Here is an 18751-nt window from a genome sequence, read left to right as displayed (position 1 = left end):
CGGAGGGGCCTGTGAGTTGCTGTGGGTGCCGACCGTTGGTCGGCACGCCCTACGCCTGACTTTCGTCGCCATCCGTCGGATAATCACCGGTCCGGCCCTGTGTGGCGCGAACCGAAGTCCCCCGAATGCCCATCCATTCTTCCGTCCTCGAACTCATCGGCCAGACCCCGATCGTCAAGGCCCAGCGCTTGGATGCTGGCGTCTGCGAGCTCTACCTGAAGCTCGAAAGCGCCAACCCGGGCGGATCGATCAAGGATCGCATCGGCCTGTCGATGATCGAAGCGGCAGAGAAGCGCGGCGACCTGAAGCCCGGCGCCACCCTGGTGGAAGGCACCGCCGGCAATACCGGCCTGGGCCTGGCACTGGTGGCACAGCAGAAGGGCTACAAGCTGATCCTGGTGGTCCCGGACAAGATGAGCCGGGAAAAGATCTTCAACCTGAAGGCGATGGGTGCCGAAGTGCGCCTGACCCGCTCGGACGTGGCCAAGGGCCACCCCGAGTACTACCAGGACCTGGCCAAGACGATCGCCGAGCAGACCCCGGGCGCCTACTTCGTCAACCAGTTCGGCAACCCGGACAACCCGGCCGCGCATGAATTCGGCACCGGCCCGGAGATCCTCGAGCAGATGGATGGCGATCTGGATGCCATCGTGTTCGGCTGCGGCAGCTCCGGCACCATGACCGGCCTGTCGCGCGCCTTCGCCACGCTGTCGCCGAAGACCGAGCTGGTGCTCGCCGACCCGGTCGGCTCCATCCTGGCCGAGTACATCAACGACGGCGTGCTCAACGACAAGTCGGGCAGCTGGCTGGTGGAAGGCATCGGCGAGGACTTCCTGCCCTCGATCTCCGATTTCAGCCGTGTGAAGAAGGCCTACGCCATCACCGACGCGGAGAGCTTCCATACCGCGCGTGAGCTGCTGGGCAAGGAAGGCATCCTCGGCGGCTCCTCGACCGGCACCCTGCTGGCGGCGGCGCTGAAGTACTGCAAGGAGCAGACCACGCCGAAGAAGGTGCTGGTGCTGGTCTGCGACACCGGCAACAAGTACCTGTCCAAGATGTACAACGACTACTGGATGCTGGACAACGGCTTCCTGGAACGCCCGCAGCACGGTGACCTGCGCGACCTGATCCTGCGCCCGTACGGCCAGCGCGACACGGTGGTGATCGGTCCGAACGACCTGCTGACCACCGCCTACCAGCGCATGAAGCTGTATGACGTGTCGCAGCTGCCGGTGATGGACGGCGAGCAGCTGGTCGGCATCGTCGATGAAAGCGACGTGCTGCTGCACGTCTACGGCGACGAAGCACGCTTCCGCGACCCGGTGGCCACCGCCATGGTCAGCAAGCTGGACCGGCTGGACGTGAAGTCGCCGATCGAGGCGCTGCTGCCGGTGTTCGACCGCGGCCAGGTGGCGATCGTGATGGATGGCAATGCCTTCCTGGGCCTGATCACCCGGATCGACCTGCTGAATTACCTGCGCCGCCGCGTGCAGTAACCGGCCGATCACTGCAGATCACCGCTGAATCCCGGTTTATCCGCGTCAAAGCTCGTTAAGGCCGCGCTGATAGACTCCCGCTCCTTCGACGGCGCCGGTCATCGGCGCCATTCAGGAAACGACATGTCCAACGCTTCTTCCCCGGACCGCACGCTGGCGCTGGCCACCCTGGCCATCCATGGCGGCCAGTCGCCCGACCCGAGCACCGGCGCGGTGATGCCGCCGATCTACGCCACCTCGACCTACGCGCAGTCCAGCCCGGGCGAGCACCAGGGCTTCGAGTATTCGCGTACGCACAACCCGACCCGCTTCGCCTACGAGCGTTGCGTGGCCTCGCTGGAAGGCGGCACCCGCGGCTTCGCCTTCGCCTCGGGCATGGCCGCCAGTTCGACGGTGATCGAATTGCTGGATGCCGGCAGCCACGTGGTGGCGATGGACGACATCTATGGCGGCAGCTTCCGCCTGTTCGAGCGCGTGCGCCGCCGCACCGCTGCGCTGGACTTCAGCTTCGTCGACCTGACTGATCTGGCGGCCTTCGAAGCGGCGATCACCCCGAAGACCAGGATGGTCTGGATCGAGACCCCGACCAATCCGATGCTGAAGATCGTGGACATCGCCGCGGTCGCCGCCATCGCCAAGCGCCATGGCCTGATCGTAGTGGTCGACAACACCTTCGCCTCGCCGATGCTGCAGCGTCCGCTGGAGCTGGGCGCGGACCTGGTGCTGCACTCGGCCACCAAGTACCTCAATGGCCACTCGGACATGGTAGGCGGCATGGTCGTGGTCGGTGACAACGCCGAACTGGCCGAGCAGATGGCGTTCCTGCAGAACTCGGTGGGTGGCGTGCAGGGCCCGTTCGACAGCTTCCTGGCGCTGCGTGGCCTGAAGACCCTGCCGCTGCGCATGAAGGCGCACTGCGCCAACGCGATGGCGCTGGCACAGTGGCTGGAAAAGCACCCGGCGGTGGAGAAGGTGATCTACCCGGGCCTGGCCTCGCACCCGCAGCATGAGCTGGCGGGCAAGCAGATGGCCGGCTACGGCGGCATCGTCTCGATCGTGCTGAAGGGCGGTTTCGACGCGGCCAAGCGCTTCTGCGAGAAGACCGAACTGTTCACCCTGGCCGAGTCGCTGGGCGGGGTGGAAAGCCTGGTGAACCATCCGGCGGTGATGACCCATGCCTCGATCCCGGTGGCGCGCCGCGAGCAGCTGGGGATCAGCGATGCGCTGGTAAGGCTGAGCGTGGGTGTCGAGGAGTTGGGGGATCTGCAGGTGGATCTGGAGAGGGCGCTGAGTGCTGAGGCCGCTTGAGATGGGAATTCTGTCGGTCTTCGGGAAGAACCGCTCGCTTGCGTTTGAACTGACCCAGCGTGAAGTACTGGGGAGATACCGCGGCGCCAGTTTTGGTCTGCTGTGGTCTCTGATCAGCCCGTTTCTTATGCTCCTGGTATATACCTTGGCGTTTGGCTTCGTGATGAAGGGGCGGTGGCCAGGCTCGAGCGGCTCGACCACCGATTTCGCCCTGATCCTGTTTGCTGGCCTGACGGTGCATGGCTTTTTTGCCGAGTGTTTCATCCGCGCGCCTCAGTTGATCGTCGGCAATACCGGCTACGTGAAACGGGTGGTATTCCCGCTGGATATCCTGGTGTGGAGCATGACGTTCTCGGCGCTGTTCCACCTCGCCATGAACTTGGTGGTATTGCTTGTTTTGTATCTCTGCGTGAAGGGCAACATCCACGCTACCGCATTGTTGCTGCCTCTTGTACTGGCGCCGCTGGTGATTCTGACCGTGGGTGTGGGTTGGGCTGTGTCTGCGCTGGGTGTCTACCTGCGTGATATCGGCCAGATAGCCGGTGTGGTTGCAACGGCGATGCTGTTCCTGTCATCGGCCATCATTCCGGTCGAATCGGTGCCGGAAAGCTACCGGATCGTATTCGAGCTCAATCCACTGACCTTCATCATCAATCAAGTGCGTGAAGTGGTGATATGGGGCCGTCTGCCCGACTGGTGGGGGTTGGCCATCTACACGGTGATCGCCTGCGCTGTGGCACTCATCGGTCATCGCATTTTCAACAAGCTGCGTGTGGGGTTTGCCGATGTCCTTTGAGATCACACCGGCCGAAACTGTCATCGATGTTCAGGGGGTCGGCAAGTCGTACCACATGTACGAGCGACCTTCGCATCGCCTATGGCAGGCGCTGGCCGGCAAACGCAGATCTTTCTATAAGGATTTCTGGGCGTTGCGTGGCGTCAGCTTCTCGATTCGTCGCGGCCAGACGGTGGGAATTGTCGGTCGCAACGGGTCGGGCAAGTCGACCCTGCTGCAGATGATCGCCGGTACCTTGAATCCCACCGAGGGTCATATTTCGGTGAAGGGCCGGGTTGCCGCGCTGCTGGAGCTGGGCAGCGGTTTCAATCCCGAGTTCACTGGCCGCGAGAACGTGCTGCTAAATGCGACCATCCTCGGTCTCAGGCGCGATCAGATCGAGCAGCGGATGGAGAGCATCCTCGCCTTCGCCGACATCGGCGAGTTCATTGATCAGCCTGTACGCAGCTATTCCAGTGGCATGTCGGTGCGCCTGGCGTTCGCGGTCATCGCCCACGTCGATGCAGACATTCTGATCATCGATGAGGCACTGGCGGTAGGTGATGCGTTCTTCTCGCAGAAGTGCATGCGCTTCCTGCGTGAATTCCAGAAGCACGGCACTCTCCTGTTCGTCAGCCATGACGCCGCCGCCGTTACCAATCTCTGTGAGAACGCCGTGTGGCTGGAGAACGGCAAGATGCGCCTGGCCGGTACCTCGCAGGAGGTGGTCGAGGCGTATATGACGGAACAACATGTCGTGGGGCGTCGCGAGGCCGCTTCTGAAGACATCGTTGTGGCCACCAAGAAGAAGCCGCGTAGACTATCCAGCGACCATGCCGACTTCCGCCAGGACGCCTTCAAAGAGGCTGGCGTACAGAATCGGATGGCCCTGTTCGAATTCGATCCGGACAATGTCGGACAGGAGTTCGGTGCAGACGGCGCGCGCATCGTCGATGTCCGCATGACCGATGCTGAAGGTACGCCGCTGTCGATTCTGGAGGGGGGCGAACTGGTGCGTCTGGAAGTTCGTGTCGCCATGGCCGTAGCCTTGGACAATCTGATTGTTGGTTTCTACGTGAAGGACCGCCTGGGCCAGCGCCTGTTCGGTGACAACAGCTACTTCGCCTACAAGGACGCGCCTGTCTCAGCCGCCGCAGATGAGACGGTGGTAGGGGCGTTCGTATTCCGGATGCCGATCATGCCGTCTGGTTCCTACATGATCGATGCTGCTGTGGCCTCCGGTGACCAGCACGACCATACGCAGCAGCATTGGATTCATGACGCGCTCGAGTTCCGCGCGCTGGATGAGACCATGCGCTTCGGCCTGATCGGCCTGCCAATGCTGGCCATTGAAATTTCAAAGGAATAGTGATGATCGAGTTCACTGGCGAACGATTCGTTCCCACCGAGCAGGGCGTGATCAGGCAGGAGCACCTGCATCGTTATGCATGGTGCCTGCCCCTGGCGGAGGGAAAGGACGTACTGGATGTTGCCAGCGGTGAGGGCTATGGAAGTGCCATGCTGGCCGGGCGAGCCCGTTCGGTAGTCGGAGTTGATATTTCGCATGAGGCGGTCGCGCACGCCTCGTCTCAGTATCGGAGCATTGGCAACCTGCAGTACATCCAAGGGTCTGCTGCGGCAATTCCCCTCGCTGATGACAGCGTGGACATGGTGGTCTCCTTCGAGACCATCGAACATCTGAATGAGCAGGAAGAAATGATGGCGGAGATCCGGCGCGTTCTGCGCCCGGACGGCATCATGGTGATGTCCTCGCCGAACAAGGAGGTGTACTCCGATCAGGCGGGTTATCACAACGACTTCCACGTCAAGGAACTTTATCTCAGCGAGTTCACCACCCTGGTAGCGCGCCACTTTCCCGCTTGGCGGATGAGCAGCCATCGCATGGCGGTCTGCTCGACCATTACCCCGTCAGGCAAGGAGTCGTCGCAGATCTCTTACCAGGCGCTGACCGATACGGGCCGCGAAGTGGAAGAGCGCGTGGCTGATATTCCGGATGCGGTCTATTTCGTAGTCGTGGCAGCGGCCAATGACGCGCTGCTGCCGGCCATGCCGGCATCGATTCTCTACGCGGAGTCCGAAGACCTTTTCGCTCACCATCGAGAGGTCGCGAGATGGGCACAGGCGCAGGATGCGGAGATCGGATCCCTGCGCGAACACGTGCGCCGTGAGCAGGCCGAGGTCGCGCGTCTGCATGGGGAAATCAGTGGTGAGCGCGGCGGTGTAGCCGCGCTGCAAAATGCCCTCACGCAAGTCAGGAATGATTACGCCGTGCTGTTCAGTGCGGGTGCGCTCAAGGATGAGAGAATCAATGTGCTTAATAACCAAATAGAAATGCTGAAGCAGGAGGCTGAAGCTGCGGCCTCCGAAAAGTTGAATTCCAGTCAGCTCGTTTCCCTGCAGGATCAGCTGGATTCGATGTTGGCTGAGAAGCAGTCCTGTGCTGAGCGTCTATCAGGTATTGAAGAAAACCTTGAAGCCGCAGAGGTACGGGAGGGCTTGCTTAAGCTTGAGCTAGACCAAAAGCGCTCGGAACTGGCGTCGCTTGAAGCCTTGTTGGATTCGCTTGAACAACGCCGGGTTGCCGAATTGGCCAAGGTGGAGACATCGCTGCGGGACAGTGCCCGTGCTGCAGAGGCGAAACGCTCTCAGGATTTTCAGGAAGCTGGCGACCGTCACCGGCTGGAGGTCCAGTCGTTGGGCGACCGCCTGCAGACCTTGCTGACGGAGGCAAGCGATGCCAAAGAGCGCGCCGATTTGTTCGAGGCGCGCGCGCGGGTCGCGCAGGAGCAGGAGCGGGGGCTGAAGGAGGCCATTGATTCGCTGAATGCCGAATTGACCCGTGAGCGTGATAGCGGGCGCGTGCTCGCTACGGCGATGACTGAGCTGTGGGAAGTGCGTAGGAAGATGCAAGAGGAGCGTGCGCTTGTGGCCGATCTGACGGACGCCGGGCATGCCGAGCTGATGCATCATCGAAAAGAGATAGAACAGCTGAGGGGTAGGGTAGGTACTCAGGCTCCCAGTGTGACTACGGAAGACGGTAATGCAGGGCGCCATGATGTAGCGCGTCTGTTGCACCATTACAGGGCAGAGCTGGACGCACTGCAGGAGCTCACTAGCCGTTTGTTGCAGTCGCGCTCCTGGCAGATTACGCGGCCGCTCCGTTTGTTGGGAAGGATCATGCGCGGTGAGTGGGCCAGCGTACTTCATTCTGTGCGCGCGTCTGGCTTGGCACGACATCCGTTGGCGAAGCCGTTCGTGCCGATGGTCAAGCGCGCGTTGTTGCGTCACCAGGAGGCAAAGATCGAGCCCATAGAAGGGTTGGCATTGCAGGTGATTCAAGACAATCCTGACGAGACTCTGCGCCAAGTGTGTTTCCCCGTTGTGGATGCACCAACGGTGACGATCGTCATTCCTACATACGGAAACTACGAGCAGAGCCTGGCGTGCTTGGCATCTATTGCCCGCGTCGGCGCGGATGTAACGTATGAGGTTCTGGTGTTGGAGGATGCGTCTGGCGACGCCGATATTGGCAAGCTTCAGTCGATCCGTGGACTTCGTTATCACCTGAACCCGACCAACCTCGGGTTCCTGCGTTCGTGCAATCAGGCGCTCACGTTGGCAAAGGGGGAGTTCGTTTGCCTCCTGAACAATGACACCGAAGTCACCGCTGGCTGGCTCGATGCATTGGTTAGGGTCTTCAAGCAGCGTCCAGATGCTGGTCTTGTCGGCTCAAAATTGATCTACCCGGACGGACGGCTGCAGGAGGCCGGCGGTATCGTGTGGGCTGATGGCAGTGCGTGGAATTTTGGACGGCTGGATGATCCTTCCAAGCCTCAGTACAACTATCTCAAGGAAGTCGACTACGTGTCTGGCGCTTCCATCATGATGCGCGCAGATGTGTTCCGGAGTATGGGTGGGTTTGACGATCACTATGCGCCAGCCTATTACGAAGATACTGACATCGCATTCCGCGTCCGCGAGCGTGGGATGAAGGTCTACATGCAGCCGGCATCGGTGGTGGTTCACTATGAGGGCGTATCCAGCGGGACGGATGAATCATCGGGGGTAAAGGCTTGGCAGGCGGTTAACCGTGTCAAATTTCTTGAGCGTTGGGGCGACACATTGCGCGCTACGCAATTTGACAACGGGCAGCATGTGCTGCTCGCGCGTGACCGTTCGCGACACAGTCGGCGCGTCCTGGTGGTCGACCACTACGTTCCACAGCCGGACCGCGACGCTGGTTCGCGTGCCACTTGGCAGGTGGTTGAAATGCTCGTGGATCATGGGTTCCATGTCACGTTCTGGCCGGCAAACTCCTACCATGACCTTGCCTATACGCCCCCGCTGCAGCAGTTGGGGGTGGAGGTCCTTTATGGCTCGGAATATGTTGGGCGGTTTGATGAATGGATGTCCGAGAATGGAAGCTACCTTGAGGCCGTAGTTCTCAATCGCCCGCACATCTCCATAGATCTCGTCTCCAGTGTACGAAACCACTCAAAGGCAACGCTGATTTACTACGGGCATGACATTCATCATTTGAGGATGCAGCAGCAGCTTGCACTCCAGCCGGATCGACAGTTGGAGGTGGAAACCCGGCGTTTCCGCGCTTTTGAGCATGCGTTGTGGCAACAGGCCGATGTTATCCTCTACCCCTCCGCCGACGAAACAGCCCACGTGACACGTTGGCTGGATGATAACGCTCCGGACGTCAAAGCACGTGCCGTTACCATTCCTCTCTACGCCTATGATTCAGTCGATGACAGCCAGGTCCCAGGGCCAGATCTGCGCCGCGGAATACTGTTTGTAGCTGGATTCGCGCACGCGCCCAATGTGGATGCCGCGACATGGTTCATCAGCGAGGTTCTGCCGATTATTAAAGCGAAGGCGGGGCATGTGGAAGTGCTGCTGGTTGGTTCCAACCCGCACCCTGAAGTACTGGCCCTTGCTGGCGATGGAGTTCAGGTTACTGGTTATGTTACTGATGCTGCTCTGTCCGAGTACTATCGGCTTGCCCGAGTATCCATTGCGCCGCTTCGCTTTGGTGGTGGTGTCAAGGGGAAGGTTTTGGAGAGTCTGCGTTGCGGCACCCCTTGCGTAACAACATCTGTCGGCATGCAGGGATTGGGGGATGCTGCCGAGTTCATGCCGGTAGCCGATGATGCTGCCGGAATGGCCGAGCACATCGTGGAACTGCTGCGCGATGATTCGCGATGGCTGGAGGTTTCATCAGCCGAGCGGGCTTTCATTGATCGACATTATTCTCGCGAAGCCCTTTGGAGAGTGCTGTCAGACGCAGTCACCCCGCGGATGCTCACCTCCTGAGGATACCTCTGCCACGTTCTCTGGTCGGGCGATGGAGGTCAGAGCCGGGGCGAAGCTGGCATGATGATAGCCAAGCAAAAAATCATATAAGCTAGCGATACTTTGCCAGGATAAGACCGGCAGAGCGAAATTTCGTGCCCTACCGGGCCTCCATGCCTAACTCACCCTTGAACTAGACCACCATGAGCATCGTTCGTAACAATCCTTTGAAGTTCGTTGCCGTTCTGAGTGCGGCTGTTGTAATGGCCAGCTGCTCAGCCGACAAGCAGCCTGATTCGGCCTCCCAGTCGCCGACCCAGGCCGCTTCCCCCTCGGTCGCGCCTGCTGCTAAACCGATCGAGGCGCTGAAGGGGCTGAAGATTGTGGCGTATGGCCCCAGTGCCACCAAGGCGGGTGAGGCTTTCAACACGCAGCCTGATGGGGCCTCGGCGGTCTGGGCCAAGTCAGATAGGAATCTGGAGGGCTACGATGCTGCGATCTGGCTTGATGGAGTGCGACTGGGCAATGCGGGTATCTCCACTGAGACAGTTACTGGCACGCTGCCCGCAGGCGAGACGTTGCGAGCGGGCGCAGTGAAGCTGGAAATTCGTATTGGCCAGAATGGGGAGCTGTTGTCGAGCGAACCGGTATCGATTGCGGTCGAGTAAGCACAATGCCGGTAGCGGTGTGTGCAAGAAATTCCAGAACGGAGGGGGGCCAATAGGCCTCCCTTTTTCGTTCTATCTTGAGACAAACAGCATATGGCTGCTCGGCCATCCTTGCCCGCCGCAAGGGTTCGCCTGGTTAGTCGGTATGTCGTGTCTTGATGATCACGCGATGCGGCATGGCCGCTCCAAACTCTAAAAAAGCACGGACGAGACCAGCGCCGCTCCGAGAGCAAACTGCTTTCCTTGGTGATTAGCAGTTTCTTGGTTTCAATAGTCTGCAGCGCCTCGGCAGGCGCTGCAGTTGACAACTTCCGATGTGGCGCCAGCCGGCTTGCATGAACATAAGCGGATGACGAATGGATTGCGCTGTCGGTTGGTGGACACACAGCAGTGTGTTGCTATCGCGCCGGACACGCACCTAATGCCAGTTCGGCCTGGTCGAGCACTGTGTGCGTGCCATTCGCTACAAGTGTGAGATGGCTATTGTTAGGCAGGCTTCGACTGATCGTCATCTGGCTCTGCTTAGGGTCAACTGTCTGCAGTAGTTGACGCTGGGCACCCACCGCTTCCAGCCATAGCTGTGCCCCCTGTGCGGCCAATCCCTGCAGCCGGATATCAATGACGGTTTCAACTAACGAGTCGTCGTTTGCGCAACCAATTTGATGATCAATTGATAAAAGCACAGGGAGCGGCGCCGCCCGCAGTGCAGCCTCCAGTTGAATCTGTGTCGCGTTATCGACAGCAAAGCCCGGGATCGAATCCATATTCGGGTAGATGCGGTTGCGCATCTGGAATGCTGGCGAAAACACGTTCAGCTGTCGCTCGGACAGCATGCCCATGAGGCGCTCCCGCCTTTCAGGCGAATACTCACAGACGGACATGATGTCGGGGCACTTCCCTGGATCCGCAAGAGGTGCGTTCGCAACGCGCTGCATATCCAGGGCTGTATTCTGCCAATACCCCGTCAGATAGTATGGAACCTTCCATGCTTCTCTCGAGACGGCCATCTGCACGATGAGCAATGTGAGGACAAGTACCAACAGGAGAGCGGGCTCAGCAATGCGCGCCAGCGGCCGAAAGCTGCTTCTCAGCAGCGTTTCAGCAATCATTGTAGCGATTGCAACCAGCGAGATTTGATAAGTAAGCACATAGCGCGGCTGATGGAGATAGTTCCAGTCAAATAGGGGCACCCTGCCGATAACGATTGCTGCAGTCAGGCCGTATGCCATCAGCATCAGGAATACCGCCATGGCAGTAGTCCTGTAATAGTGGAAATTACGCCATGCCAAGAAGGCACGGACCCAGAACCAGACATGCAGGGTGATTGCCGCCAAGCCCGTGAACATGCTCAGCTGTACGTACGATTCAGGGAACCTTCGGGCAAGATGCTCGATGTGCACGAGGCTGTCAGAAAACGGAATCAACAAACCCTTGAGCGTGCCAGGTTCAGTCAGGAGGCTGAAAATCGAGCGGCTCGCCTCTTCTGTGTTGGCAATACTGTTCGCACTGGTCAGCGCCCACAGCACCAATCTCGCCAATAGCAGCGCTGCAATGGCTGCTGTGACCTGCCGGCCTGCGGAGCGCCAGTTGATGGGTGACATTGGCAGCAGGGCCAGCGCCATGGCGATAAGTACCACTATGGCCTGTGTGTCTATAGCAAGTCCCAGAAAAAGACTTGCGAGAAATACCATCAGCGCGCATGGCTTGTTCCAGGCGCGCATCAGCAGCTTGAAATAAAGCGTGCTGATGAACAGGGTCATATAACCCAGCGTGACCAGCGGCCAGGTGAATACGTTGGTGCTGTTGAGCGACAGGCCGATCGCGAATACAAGAACGATCGCCAGCCCGCGAAGTGCCTGATTGCCAACAGAAGCACTCTTGAAAATTGAAATCTCACTGGATACAACGTAACACCAGGCGACTCCGAACAAAGCGCCGATCAGTCCTTCCACACGGAAGTCCATGTTGAAGAAATGGGTGTGGAACAAAAGCACCAGCTTCTGCAGTGGTTGCGAATGATCAGTTGCCCCTCGCTTCATGAAAAGGTCGGCGAAGGATAAGGTTCCGTCAAAATACTTCGGCAAAAATGATTCCAGGAAGTACCAGCCGTCTGCCTGGATCAACGGCGTCGCTGCAGCCAAGCTGTACAGAACCGCATTGCCCATGTAGAAGGCTGTCAGCAGCAGGAATGCGCGATAGACCCACTCCCCACGTCCCATTCCCGAATTAACTATTCCTGCAGACTGCAAGTCTGGAACACTGGCTGGAGTGGCTGCGTTCACCGCGAGCCAGCCAATGCGCGATCAGCAGCATCGAAGATGGCGGGCAGATGTTCTTCCACGCCCAGCCAGAGTGGCATCCGGACCAGTCGATCAGAAAGGTCGATGGTTACCGACATGTCTCCGTGCGCGCGGCCATAACGCTGTCCCGCAGGGGATGAGTGCAAGGGAATGTAGTGGAATACCGCCTGCACACCCTGTTCGCGTAGTGATGCGATAAAGCGTGTCCGCTGTTCGAGGTCGGGCAGCAGCATGTAGTACATATGCGCATTGTGCTGGCAGTGATCCGGGACTGTTGGCCGGATCAGGCGGCCCGCCTTCTCATGCGCATCGGCCCATTGGTTATAGCGGTCCCAGATCGCCAGTCGGCGCTGGTTGATCGCATCGGCCTCTTCCAGCTGGGCGCAGAGAAACGCAGCGGTGATCTCGCCAGGGAGGAAAGAGGAGCCGACGTCTACCCAGGTGTACTTGTCGACCTGTCCCCGGAAGAAGCGGCTCCGGTTGGTTCCCTTCTCGCGCAATATCTCAGCGCGCTCACCGAATCGATCATCCCGGCACAGCAACGCGCCGCCCTCGCCAGAGATGATGTTCTTGGTTTCGTGGAAACTCAGTGCGCCCAAGTCGCCAATGTTCCCCAGTTGTCGTCCCTTGTAGGTGGACATGATGGCCTGGGCCGCGTCTTCAATCACAGTCAGGCCATGTCGTCTGGCGATTTCCATGATGGTGTCCATCTCGCAAGCGACACCGGCATAGTGCACTACGCATATCGCCTTGGTGCGTGGGGTGATGGCACCCTCGATCAGCCGTTCATCGATGTTCAGCGTATCCTCGCGCACATCCACGAACACCGGCACCGCTCCGCGGAGCGCGAATGCGCTGGCGGTAGACACGAAGGTGTAGGAAGGCAGGATCACTTCGTCGCCCGGCGCCAGGTCAAGAAGCAGACCGGCCATTTCTAGCGCGGCGGTGCAGCTGAGGGTCAATAGCGCGTGTGAGACATCCAGTCTCTTTTCCAGCCACTTGTTTGCGCGCTTGGTGAACTGTCCGTCGCCGGAAAGATGGCCGTTCGCATGTGCCTGGGCTATGTACGAGAGCTCTCGGCCCGTCATGAACGGCTTGTTGAAGGGAATCACGAATCTACGCTCCTGAAAGGATTGTCATGGTCACTCACGCCGAGCGCGAAACGACGATGACGCCAAAAATGATGATCAGCGTCCCCGCGATCTTGAAGCCATCCAGCTGTTCGCGGAACAGCCACGCGGCCATCAACGCGACAAGGACGAAGTTGCAGGACATGAATGGGTAGGCTTTGCTGAGTGGCAGTCGGCTGATCGCGGCCATCCAACAGAGCGACGCGGCAAATGCGGCTGCAAAACCAGAAATGACCCACGGTTTGAGTAGCAAGGTGACGATATTCAGTAGCGAAAACGGCGCAGAGATCAGGTGGGGATGCTGGCCGACCTGCCACTTAAGCACGAGCTGGCCATAGACGGTCAGCAGAATCGTCAGGGCGATGAAGATGTATGCCATATACCAAGTACCCCAGAGCGAAGAGGATCAGCGGTTGTTGCGCCAGCCCCAGATGAAATCGGGAGCGGAAGGGCCAGTGTTGAAAAGCAGGTCAAGTACGCTGACCGCGTGTTCAAACTCACTGCTGGACTGGGGATACTTGGGATAGCCGCTGTAGTCCTTATAGGCCAATTCTATGCCGGCCTGCTCGAACTGTTCGGGTTCGATATAGGCTCGTGCTGCCGGACCGGAAAGATAGTACGTCGCATCCAGCTTGCGGCAGACATCTACCAAACGCTCGGTCTTGCTGCCTTGTGCGTCGAGTGAGGCTGAATCGACGAATCGCACGTTGATGCCCAGCAGATCGCACAGGGTACGAGTCATATGCTGGTTGAATTCCGACAGCGAATCCCATTTTCGAGCCATGTAAACCGATTCAAGCGCATCCGCGTACGTTTTGAAATAAGGGCTTTTGCCGTAGGCGTGGCGGATGGTGGTCCAGTGCTTGTCCTGCCAACTATGGTCGGCCAGCTGCACCTCGTTGATCAGTCGCTTGGTGTCGCTGCCCGCTGGAATGCTCAGCCAGATCGGGCTGCCATTGGAAATGACACGATTGCGCGAGCGCCAGTCGCGAGTGGTGTATTGGACATCGTCGAAGAATACAAACGTGTCGACATCATGGATGATGTCGAAGAAGCCTTTCCACGGAATATAGCTGGACTGAAGGATGGCGACGCGGTTTTGGGGGTTCATGTTCTTTGCTTCTTGCAATGATATCGAGTGGCTGCCTTCACGAAACTAGAAGGTGCCAGCGTGGATCCGTCAACGAGAGTGCTGTTGGCCCCGATGAAGGAGCCAGGCCCCACGGTCACAAACCCGCACAGGGTCGCGGCAGGGCTGATGAAGGTATTCTGGCCGATGACGCTGTCGTGGCTGACCACCGCGCGGGGCCACAGCACACATGCTGTGCCGATTTCGCTGAAGGCATCCACATCTACACCGCCCATGATGAGACTGGCATCACCAACCTTCGAGTGATGGCTGATCCGCGCAGTGGGATGGATCAACGCGGGGAAGTGAAATCCGTCAGCGCACAGCCGGCTGAACAGATCCAAGCGCGCCTGCTGGTGCTTGTAGCCGATCGCCAACACGAGGTCATGGTCGGACGGTTTCAGGACTGTCCCCAGCGTTTGTGTACTCCCCAGAATTTCGGGCCCGCTGTTCCAGTCGTCAATGAAGCCAGTCACGGTATGGCCGCATTCTTCCGCGAGGACCATCATCAAACGGCCGAATGATGAGGCGCCGATGATGAGCAGCGGCTTCAAGTGCTGCACTCCTGCTCAATGAGGAAAAGCGGCATGGACGCGGTCTTGAAGTTTATGCGCGCGATATACTCGCCGAAAATGCCGAGGATGAGAAGTTGCAGTCCGCCCAGGAATGTCATTCCGGCCATGATCGAGGCGTAGCCGCTTACGTTCACCGCGCCAAGAAGCTTTGCAACCAGGATCGTCATGCCCCACAGCGCGCCACCTACCGATGCGCCGATGCCCAACCAGGTTGCGATCCGCAGTGGCAGGTCGGAGAACGTCACAAAGATATTCAGCATGTGCGCCAGAAGCTTCCGCAGGTTGTAGCTGCTGGGATGCCGACCGAGGTCATGCGGCACGATAACCGTGGCGTAGGTGTTGGTTATCCACGAGATATAACCGTCGATGAAGGTGAACGGGGACTGGAAGCGCTCCAAGCCCTTGGCGACGGTGTGGTGGATAACGCGGAACGAGGTGTATTCGCGGTTCAACGAAGGAATGGCGAACTTGAAGGCGCTGCGCCCCAATTCGGAAGTGATGTTGCGCCAGCGCGCATGCGAGCGCCGCTCGTTTACCCCATACACTACGAGGTGCCCTTCCCGTGCCTTTGCAAGCATTTCAGGGATGGACTCCGGTGGCTGCTCCAGGTCTTCGTCGATGGTGACAATCCATTCGCCTCGGGCACGAGCTATGCCGCAAAGCGTGGCGGCGTGCTGGCCGAAGTTACGGCTCAGGCGGACACCCATCACTCCCGGATGCGCCTGGCTGAGTGCAACGATCGCGGGCCAGTTCTCGGGACTTCCTCGGTCGTCGACAAACAGCACCTCGATCCGCTCACCGGACCCGTCCAACGCAACATGCAGGCGACGGTAGAGCTCGGCAATGGAATCGGCACCCCGGTAAACCGGGACAACGACCGAGACGGTGGGCGCCGCAGAAGATGGAAGACTGTCGCTCATGAAGATATTTCGCTCGTATCAAGGCGAGATGTTAACCGCCTTCCATCAAAATGGGGGGGGGCGGCCCGAGCAGAATCCGGGCCGGCCCCGCGGGGATCAGCCCAGCGCCGCTTCCAGTTCCGGCAGGATCGCAAACAGATCCCCCACCAGGCCGATGTCGGCGATCTCGAAGATCGGCGAATCGGCGTCCTTGTTGATCGCCACGATCGTGCCGGCGTCCTTGATGCCGGTCAGATGCTGGATCGCGCCGCTGATGCCGACGGCCACATACAGCTCCGGCGCGATGATCTTGCCGGTCTGGCCGACCTGCAGGTCGCTCGGCACATAGCCGGCATCCACCGCAGCGCGCGAGGCACCCACGGCGGCGCCGAGCTTGTCGGCCAGCTGGAAGATCACCTTGAAATTCTCTTCCGAACCAACACCACGGCCACCGGAGACCACGCGCTTGGCGCTCTGCAGGTCAGGCCGGTCGCTGGCGCCAGCGGCCAGGCCGACGAAGCGGGTGTGGGACGGCAGCGCTGCATCGACGCTGGCCGCTTCAACGGCGGCACTGCCGCCTTGGGCGGCTTCCGGCCAGGAGGCGGCGCGCACCGTGGCGACCACGATCTGGTCGGCCGGCACTTCCACGGTGATGATCGCGTTGCCGGCGTAGATCGGGCGCTTGAAGGTGTGGCTGCCTTCGACGGCCATCAGGTCGGAGACCTGGTTGACGCCGAGCAGGGCGGCCACGCACGGCATCAGGTCCTTGCCGAAGGTGGTCGACGGGCCGAACACGTGGGTGTAACCCTTGGCCAGCTGCGCGATCTGCGGGGCCAGTACCTGGGCCAGCGCCTGCGCGTTGGCGGCATTGGCCACGGTCAGGACCTTGGCGACGCCGGTGATCTTTGCCGCTTCAGCGGCAACGGCGGCCGGGTCGGCGGCCAGCACCAGCACGTCGATGCTGGCGCCGGAAATGGCGGCGGCCGCGCTGACGGTCTTGGCGGTAGCGGCGTTGAGCTTGCCGTCGTGGTGCTCGGCGATGACGAGAATCTTGCTCATTACAGCAACCCCTTCTGCTTGAGTGCGGCAACCAGTTCGGCCGCGTCCTTGACCATCACACCCTTGCTGCGCTTGGACGGCGCGGCGTACTGGGTAGTCTTGAACGTATCGGCGGCTTCAACACCGAGGTCGGCCAGCTGCAGAGTCTCCAGCGGCTTGGCCTTGGCCTTCATGATGTCCGGCAGCTTGATGAAGCGCGGCTCGTTCAGGCGCAGGTCGGTGGTGACCACGGCCGGCAGGTCGACTTCAAGCGTTTCCAGGCCGGCGTCGACTTCACGGGTCACCGTGGCCTTGCCGTCGGCAATGTCGAGCTTGCTGGCGAAGGTGGCCTGCGGACGACCCCACAGCGTGGCCAGCATCTGGCCGGTCTGGTTGGCGTCGTCGTCGATGGCCTGCTTGCCGAGGATGACCAGGTCCGGTTGTTCCTTCTCGACCAGCTTGAGCAGGGTGCGAGCGGCGGTCAGCGGCTGGATGGCCTGGTCGGTGACCACATGGATGGCGCGGTTCGCACCCATGGCCAGGCCGTTGCGCAGGTGTGCCTGGGCGTCGGCCGGGGCGATCGTGGCAACCACTACTTCGGTGGCGATGCCCTTGTCGCGCAGGCGCAGGGCTTCTTCCAGCGCGATTTCATCGAACGGGTTGGGCGACAGCTTGACGCCGTCAGTGACCACGCCGGAACCGTCCGGCTTGACCTGAATGCGGACGTTGTAGTCCACCACGCGCTTGTACGCGACGAGGATTTTCATCTGGTACTCGATCCTTGTAGTGCCGGCCGCTGGCCGGCTCACAGTAACGGGAAACGTCCGGTCCTGGCACAGCAACCGGTTCGGGGGTGGGATCCTGATTCTAACTGGCTCAAGGCGACCATGCGAACGCGTATAGTCGTGCTGCGCTGCCGCAAATGCGGCCGGGACGCCGCGTTGTTCACGCCTCGCAGGCAGTCGTGAACGCCACTGCCCTGTATGCTGTGTCGCTGTGTCGGGAGCGCCCAAGGCGCTCCCAGGAAGAACCAATAAAATTAGGAGAACAGGTAGTGTCCACATGGCTTGTCACCGGCGGTGCCGGATTCATTGGCGGTAACTTTGTTCTTGAAGCGGTCGCCCGTGGGGTCAAGGTGGTCAATCTCGATGCGCTGACCTACGCCGGCAACCTGAAGACCCTGTCCAGCCTGGAGGGCAACCCGAATCACGTGTTCGTGCAGGGCGACATCGGTGACAGCGCGCTGGTTGCCCGCCTGCTGGCCGAGCACCAGCCCAATGCGGTGCTGAACTTCGCCGCCGAAAGCCATGTGGACCGTTCCATCGACGGCCCGGGCGCGTTCATCCAGACCAATGTCGTGGGCACGCTTGGCCTGCTTGAAGCGGTGCGTGACTACTGGAAGGCGTTGCCGGCCGAGCAGGGCGCGGCCTTCCGCTTCCTGCATGTCTCCACCGACGAGGTCTACGGCACCTTGGGCGAGACCGGCAAGTTCAGCGAAACCACGCCGTATGCCCCCAATTCGCCGTACTCGGCGTCGAAGGCGGCTTCGGACCACTTGGTCCGCGCCTTCCACCATACCTACGGGCTGCCGGTGCTGACCACCAACTGCTCCAACAACTACGGTCCGTACCACTTCCCGGAGAAGCTGATCCCGCTGGTGATCGCCAAGGCGCTGGCTGGCGAACCGCTGCCGGTGTACGGCGATGGCAAGCAGGTGCGCGACTGGCTGTTCGTGTCCGACCACTGCGAAGCGATCCGCACCGTGCTCGCCAAGGGCCAGGTGGGCGAGACCTACAACGTCGGCGGCAACTCCGAAAAGCAGAACATCGAAGTGGTGCAGGCGATCTGCGCGCTGCTGGACCAGCGGCGCCCGCGTGCGGACGGCCGGCCGCGCAGCAGCCAGATCACCTACGTTGCCGACCGCCCGGGCCATGACCGCCGTTATGCGATCGATGCCTCCAAGCTGAAGAACGACCTGGGCTGGGAGCCGGCCTACACGTTTGAACAGGGCATCGGCTTCACCGTCGACTGGTACCTGGACAACCAGGAATGGGTGAACGGCGTGCTCGACGGCAGCTACCGCCTGCAGCGCATCGGCACTGCGGCCTGAA

15 protein-coding genes are annotated in these 18751 nt (G+C 60.2%); 7 read left to right on the top strand and 8 right to left on the bottom strand.

The genetic code is table 11. The annotated features are described in order from the left end of the window. Positions 1–125: 125 nt before the first annotated feature. From TEP_RS16870 to TEP_RS16840, 6 genes are all read left to right on the top strand, one after another. Positions 126–1496: a pyridoxal-phosphate dependent enzyme gene (locus tag TEP_RS16870; RefSeq protein ID WP_132826032.1), complete on the top strand. Its 1371-nt coding sequence runs from the start codon at positions 126–128 to the stop codon at positions 1494–1496. 123 nt (positions 1497–1619) lie between these two features. After that, positions 1620–2804 carry a cystathionine gamma-synthase gene (locus TEP_RS16865; RefSeq protein WP_132826031.1) on the top strand — a complete coding sequence of 395 codons (1185 nt, stop codon included), beginning with the start codon at positions 1620–1622 and terminating at the stop codon, positions 2802–2804. 1 nt (position 2805) lies between these two features. Beyond that, a complete protein-coding gene (locus tag TEP_RS16860; RefSeq protein WP_132826030.1) occupies positions 2806–3600 on the top strand; it encodes an ABC transporter permease in 795 nt (264 codons plus the stop codon). Beyond that, on the top strand, positions 3590–4948 hold the full coding sequence (locus tag TEP_RS16855; RefSeq protein ID WP_132826029.1) for an ABC transporter ATP-binding protein: 1359 nt from the start codon (positions 3590–3592) through the stop codon (positions 4946–4948). Before TEP_RS16860 ends, TEP_RS16855 begins: the two co-directional genes overlap by 11 nt. A 2-nt stretch (positions 4949–4950) precedes the next feature. Beyond that, entirely contained in the window at positions 4951–8922 is a 3972-nt protein-coding gene (locus TEP_RS19975) for a glycosyltransferase (RefSeq protein WP_240790720.1), read from the top strand. Positions 8923–9104: 182 nt separating this feature from the next. Continuing rightward, positions 9105–9569 carry a hypothetical protein gene (locus TEP_RS16840; RefSeq protein ID WP_132826028.1) on the top strand — a complete coding sequence of 155 codons (465 nt, stop codon included), beginning with the start codon at positions 9105–9107 and terminating at the stop codon, positions 9567–9569. 398 nt (positions 9570–9967) lie between these two features. Here the strand turns inward: TEP_RS16840 and TEP_RS16835 are convergent, their stop codons facing one another. The 8 genes from TEP_RS16835 to TEP_RS16800 form a co-directional block, all read right to left on the bottom strand. Further along, complete coding sequence (locus TEP_RS16835) at positions 9968–11851, bottom strand: hypothetical protein (protein WP_132826027.1); 1884 nt, start codon at positions 11849–11851, stop codon at positions 9968–9970. Then, entirely contained in the window at positions 11848–12981 is a 1134-nt protein-coding gene (gene rffA / locus TEP_RS16830; protein ID WP_132826026.1) for a dTDP-4-amino-4,6-dideoxygalactose transaminase, read from the bottom strand. The genes TEP_RS16835 and rffA overlap by 4 nt, the downstream gene beginning before the upstream one ends. Before the next feature lie 34 nt (positions 12982–13015). Continuing rightward, positions 13016–13378 (bottom strand): EamA family transporter, encoded by a 363-nt coding sequence (locus tag TEP_RS16825; RefSeq protein ID WP_132826025.1) that lies wholly within the window; start codon positions 13376–13378, stop codon positions 13016–13018. Between the two features lie 27 nt (positions 13379–13405). Next, entirely contained in the window at positions 13406–14110 is a 705-nt protein-coding gene (locus TEP_RS16820) for a WbqC family protein (protein ID WP_132826024.1), read from the bottom strand. Next, positions 14107–14682 (bottom strand): hypothetical protein, encoded by a 576-nt coding sequence (locus TEP_RS16815; RefSeq protein ID WP_132826023.1) that lies wholly within the window; start codon positions 14680–14682, stop codon positions 14107–14109. The genes TEP_RS16820 and TEP_RS16815 overlap by 4 nt, the downstream gene beginning before the upstream one ends. After that, on the bottom strand, positions 14679–15623 hold the full coding sequence (locus TEP_RS16810) for a glycosyltransferase family 2 protein (RefSeq protein WP_132826022.1): 945 nt from the start codon (positions 15621–15623) through the stop codon (positions 14679–14681). The genes TEP_RS16815 and TEP_RS16810 overlap by 4 nt, the downstream gene beginning before the upstream one ends. Positions 15624–15719: 96 nt before the next feature. Further along, positions 15720–16661, bottom strand: coding sequence for an electron transfer flavoprotein subunit alpha/FixB family protein (locus TEP_RS16805; RefSeq protein ID WP_132826021.1), 942 nt, complete (start codon positions 16659–16661; stop codon positions 15720–15722). After that, entirely contained in the window at positions 16661–17407 is a 747-nt protein-coding gene (locus TEP_RS16800) for an electron transfer flavoprotein subunit beta/FixA family protein (protein WP_032976362.1), read from the bottom strand. The genes TEP_RS16805 and TEP_RS16800 overlap by 1 nt, the downstream gene beginning before the upstream one ends. Positions 17408–17694: 287 nt before the next feature. Here TEP_RS16800 and rfbB point away from each other — a divergent pair, with 287 nt between their 5' ends. Continuing rightward, a complete protein-coding gene (gene rfbB / locus TEP_RS16795) occupies positions 17695–18750 on the top strand; it encodes a dTDP-glucose 4,6-dehydratase (RefSeq protein WP_132826020.1) in 1056 nt (351 codons plus the stop codon). The last annotated feature ends 1 nt before the right edge of the window (position 18751 follow it).

Source organism: Stenotrophomonas sp. TEPEL (assembly GCF_004348785.1).
GTDB lineage: Bacteria > Pseudomonadota > Gammaproteobacteria > Xanthomonadales > Xanthomonadaceae > Stenotrophomonas > Stenotrophomonas indicatrix.
The sequence above is the reverse complement of the archived record's forward strand: the minus strand, read 5'-3'. Positions and strand labels throughout refer to the sequence as shown.

Excerpts from the sequence above, each read along its gene's own strand:
- TEP_RS16820 (WP_132826024.1), bottom strand. The coding sequence starts at position 14,110 with ATGAACCCCCAAAACCGCGTCGCCATCCTTCAGTCCAGCTATATTCCG.
- TEP_RS16810 (WP_132826022.1), bottom strand. The coding sequence starts at position 15,623 with ATGAGCGACAGTCTTCCATCTTCTGCGGCGCCCACCGTCTCGGTCGTT.
- TEP_RS16855 (WP_132826029.1), top strand. The coding sequence starts at position 3,590 with ATGTCCTTTGAGATCACACCGGCCGAAACTGTCATCGATGTTCAGGGG.
- TEP_RS16800 (WP_032976362.1), bottom strand. The coding sequence starts at position 17,407 with ATGAAAATCCTCGTCGCGTACAAGCGCGTGGTGGACTACAACGTCCGC.
- TEP_RS16865 (WP_132826031.1), top strand. The coding sequence starts at position 1,620 with ATGTCCAACGCTTCTTCCCCGGACCGCACGCTGGCGCTGGCCACCCTG.
- TEP_RS19975 (WP_240790720.1), top strand. The coding sequence starts at position 4,951 with ATGATCGAGTTCACTGGCGAACGATTCGTTCCCACCGAGCAGGGCGTG.
- TEP_RS16860 (WP_132826030.1), top strand. The coding sequence starts at position 2,806 with ATGGGAATTCTGTCGGTCTTCGGGAAGAACCGCTCGCTTGCGTTTGAA.
- TEP_RS16825 (WP_132826025.1), bottom strand. The coding sequence starts at position 13,378 with ATGGCATACATCTTCATCGCCCTGACGATTCTGCTGACCGTCTATGGC.
- TEP_RS16870 (WP_132826032.1), top strand. The coding sequence starts at position 126 with ATGCCCATCCATTCTTCCGTCCTCGAACTCATCGGCCAGACCCCGATC.
- TEP_RS16805 (WP_132826021.1), bottom strand. The coding sequence starts at position 16,661 with ATGAGCAAGATTCTCGTCATCGCCGAGCACCACGACGGCAAGCTCAAC.
- TEP_RS16840 (WP_132826028.1), top strand. The coding sequence starts at position 9,105 with ATGAGCATCGTTCGTAACAATCCTTTGAAGTTCGTTGCCGTTCTGAGT.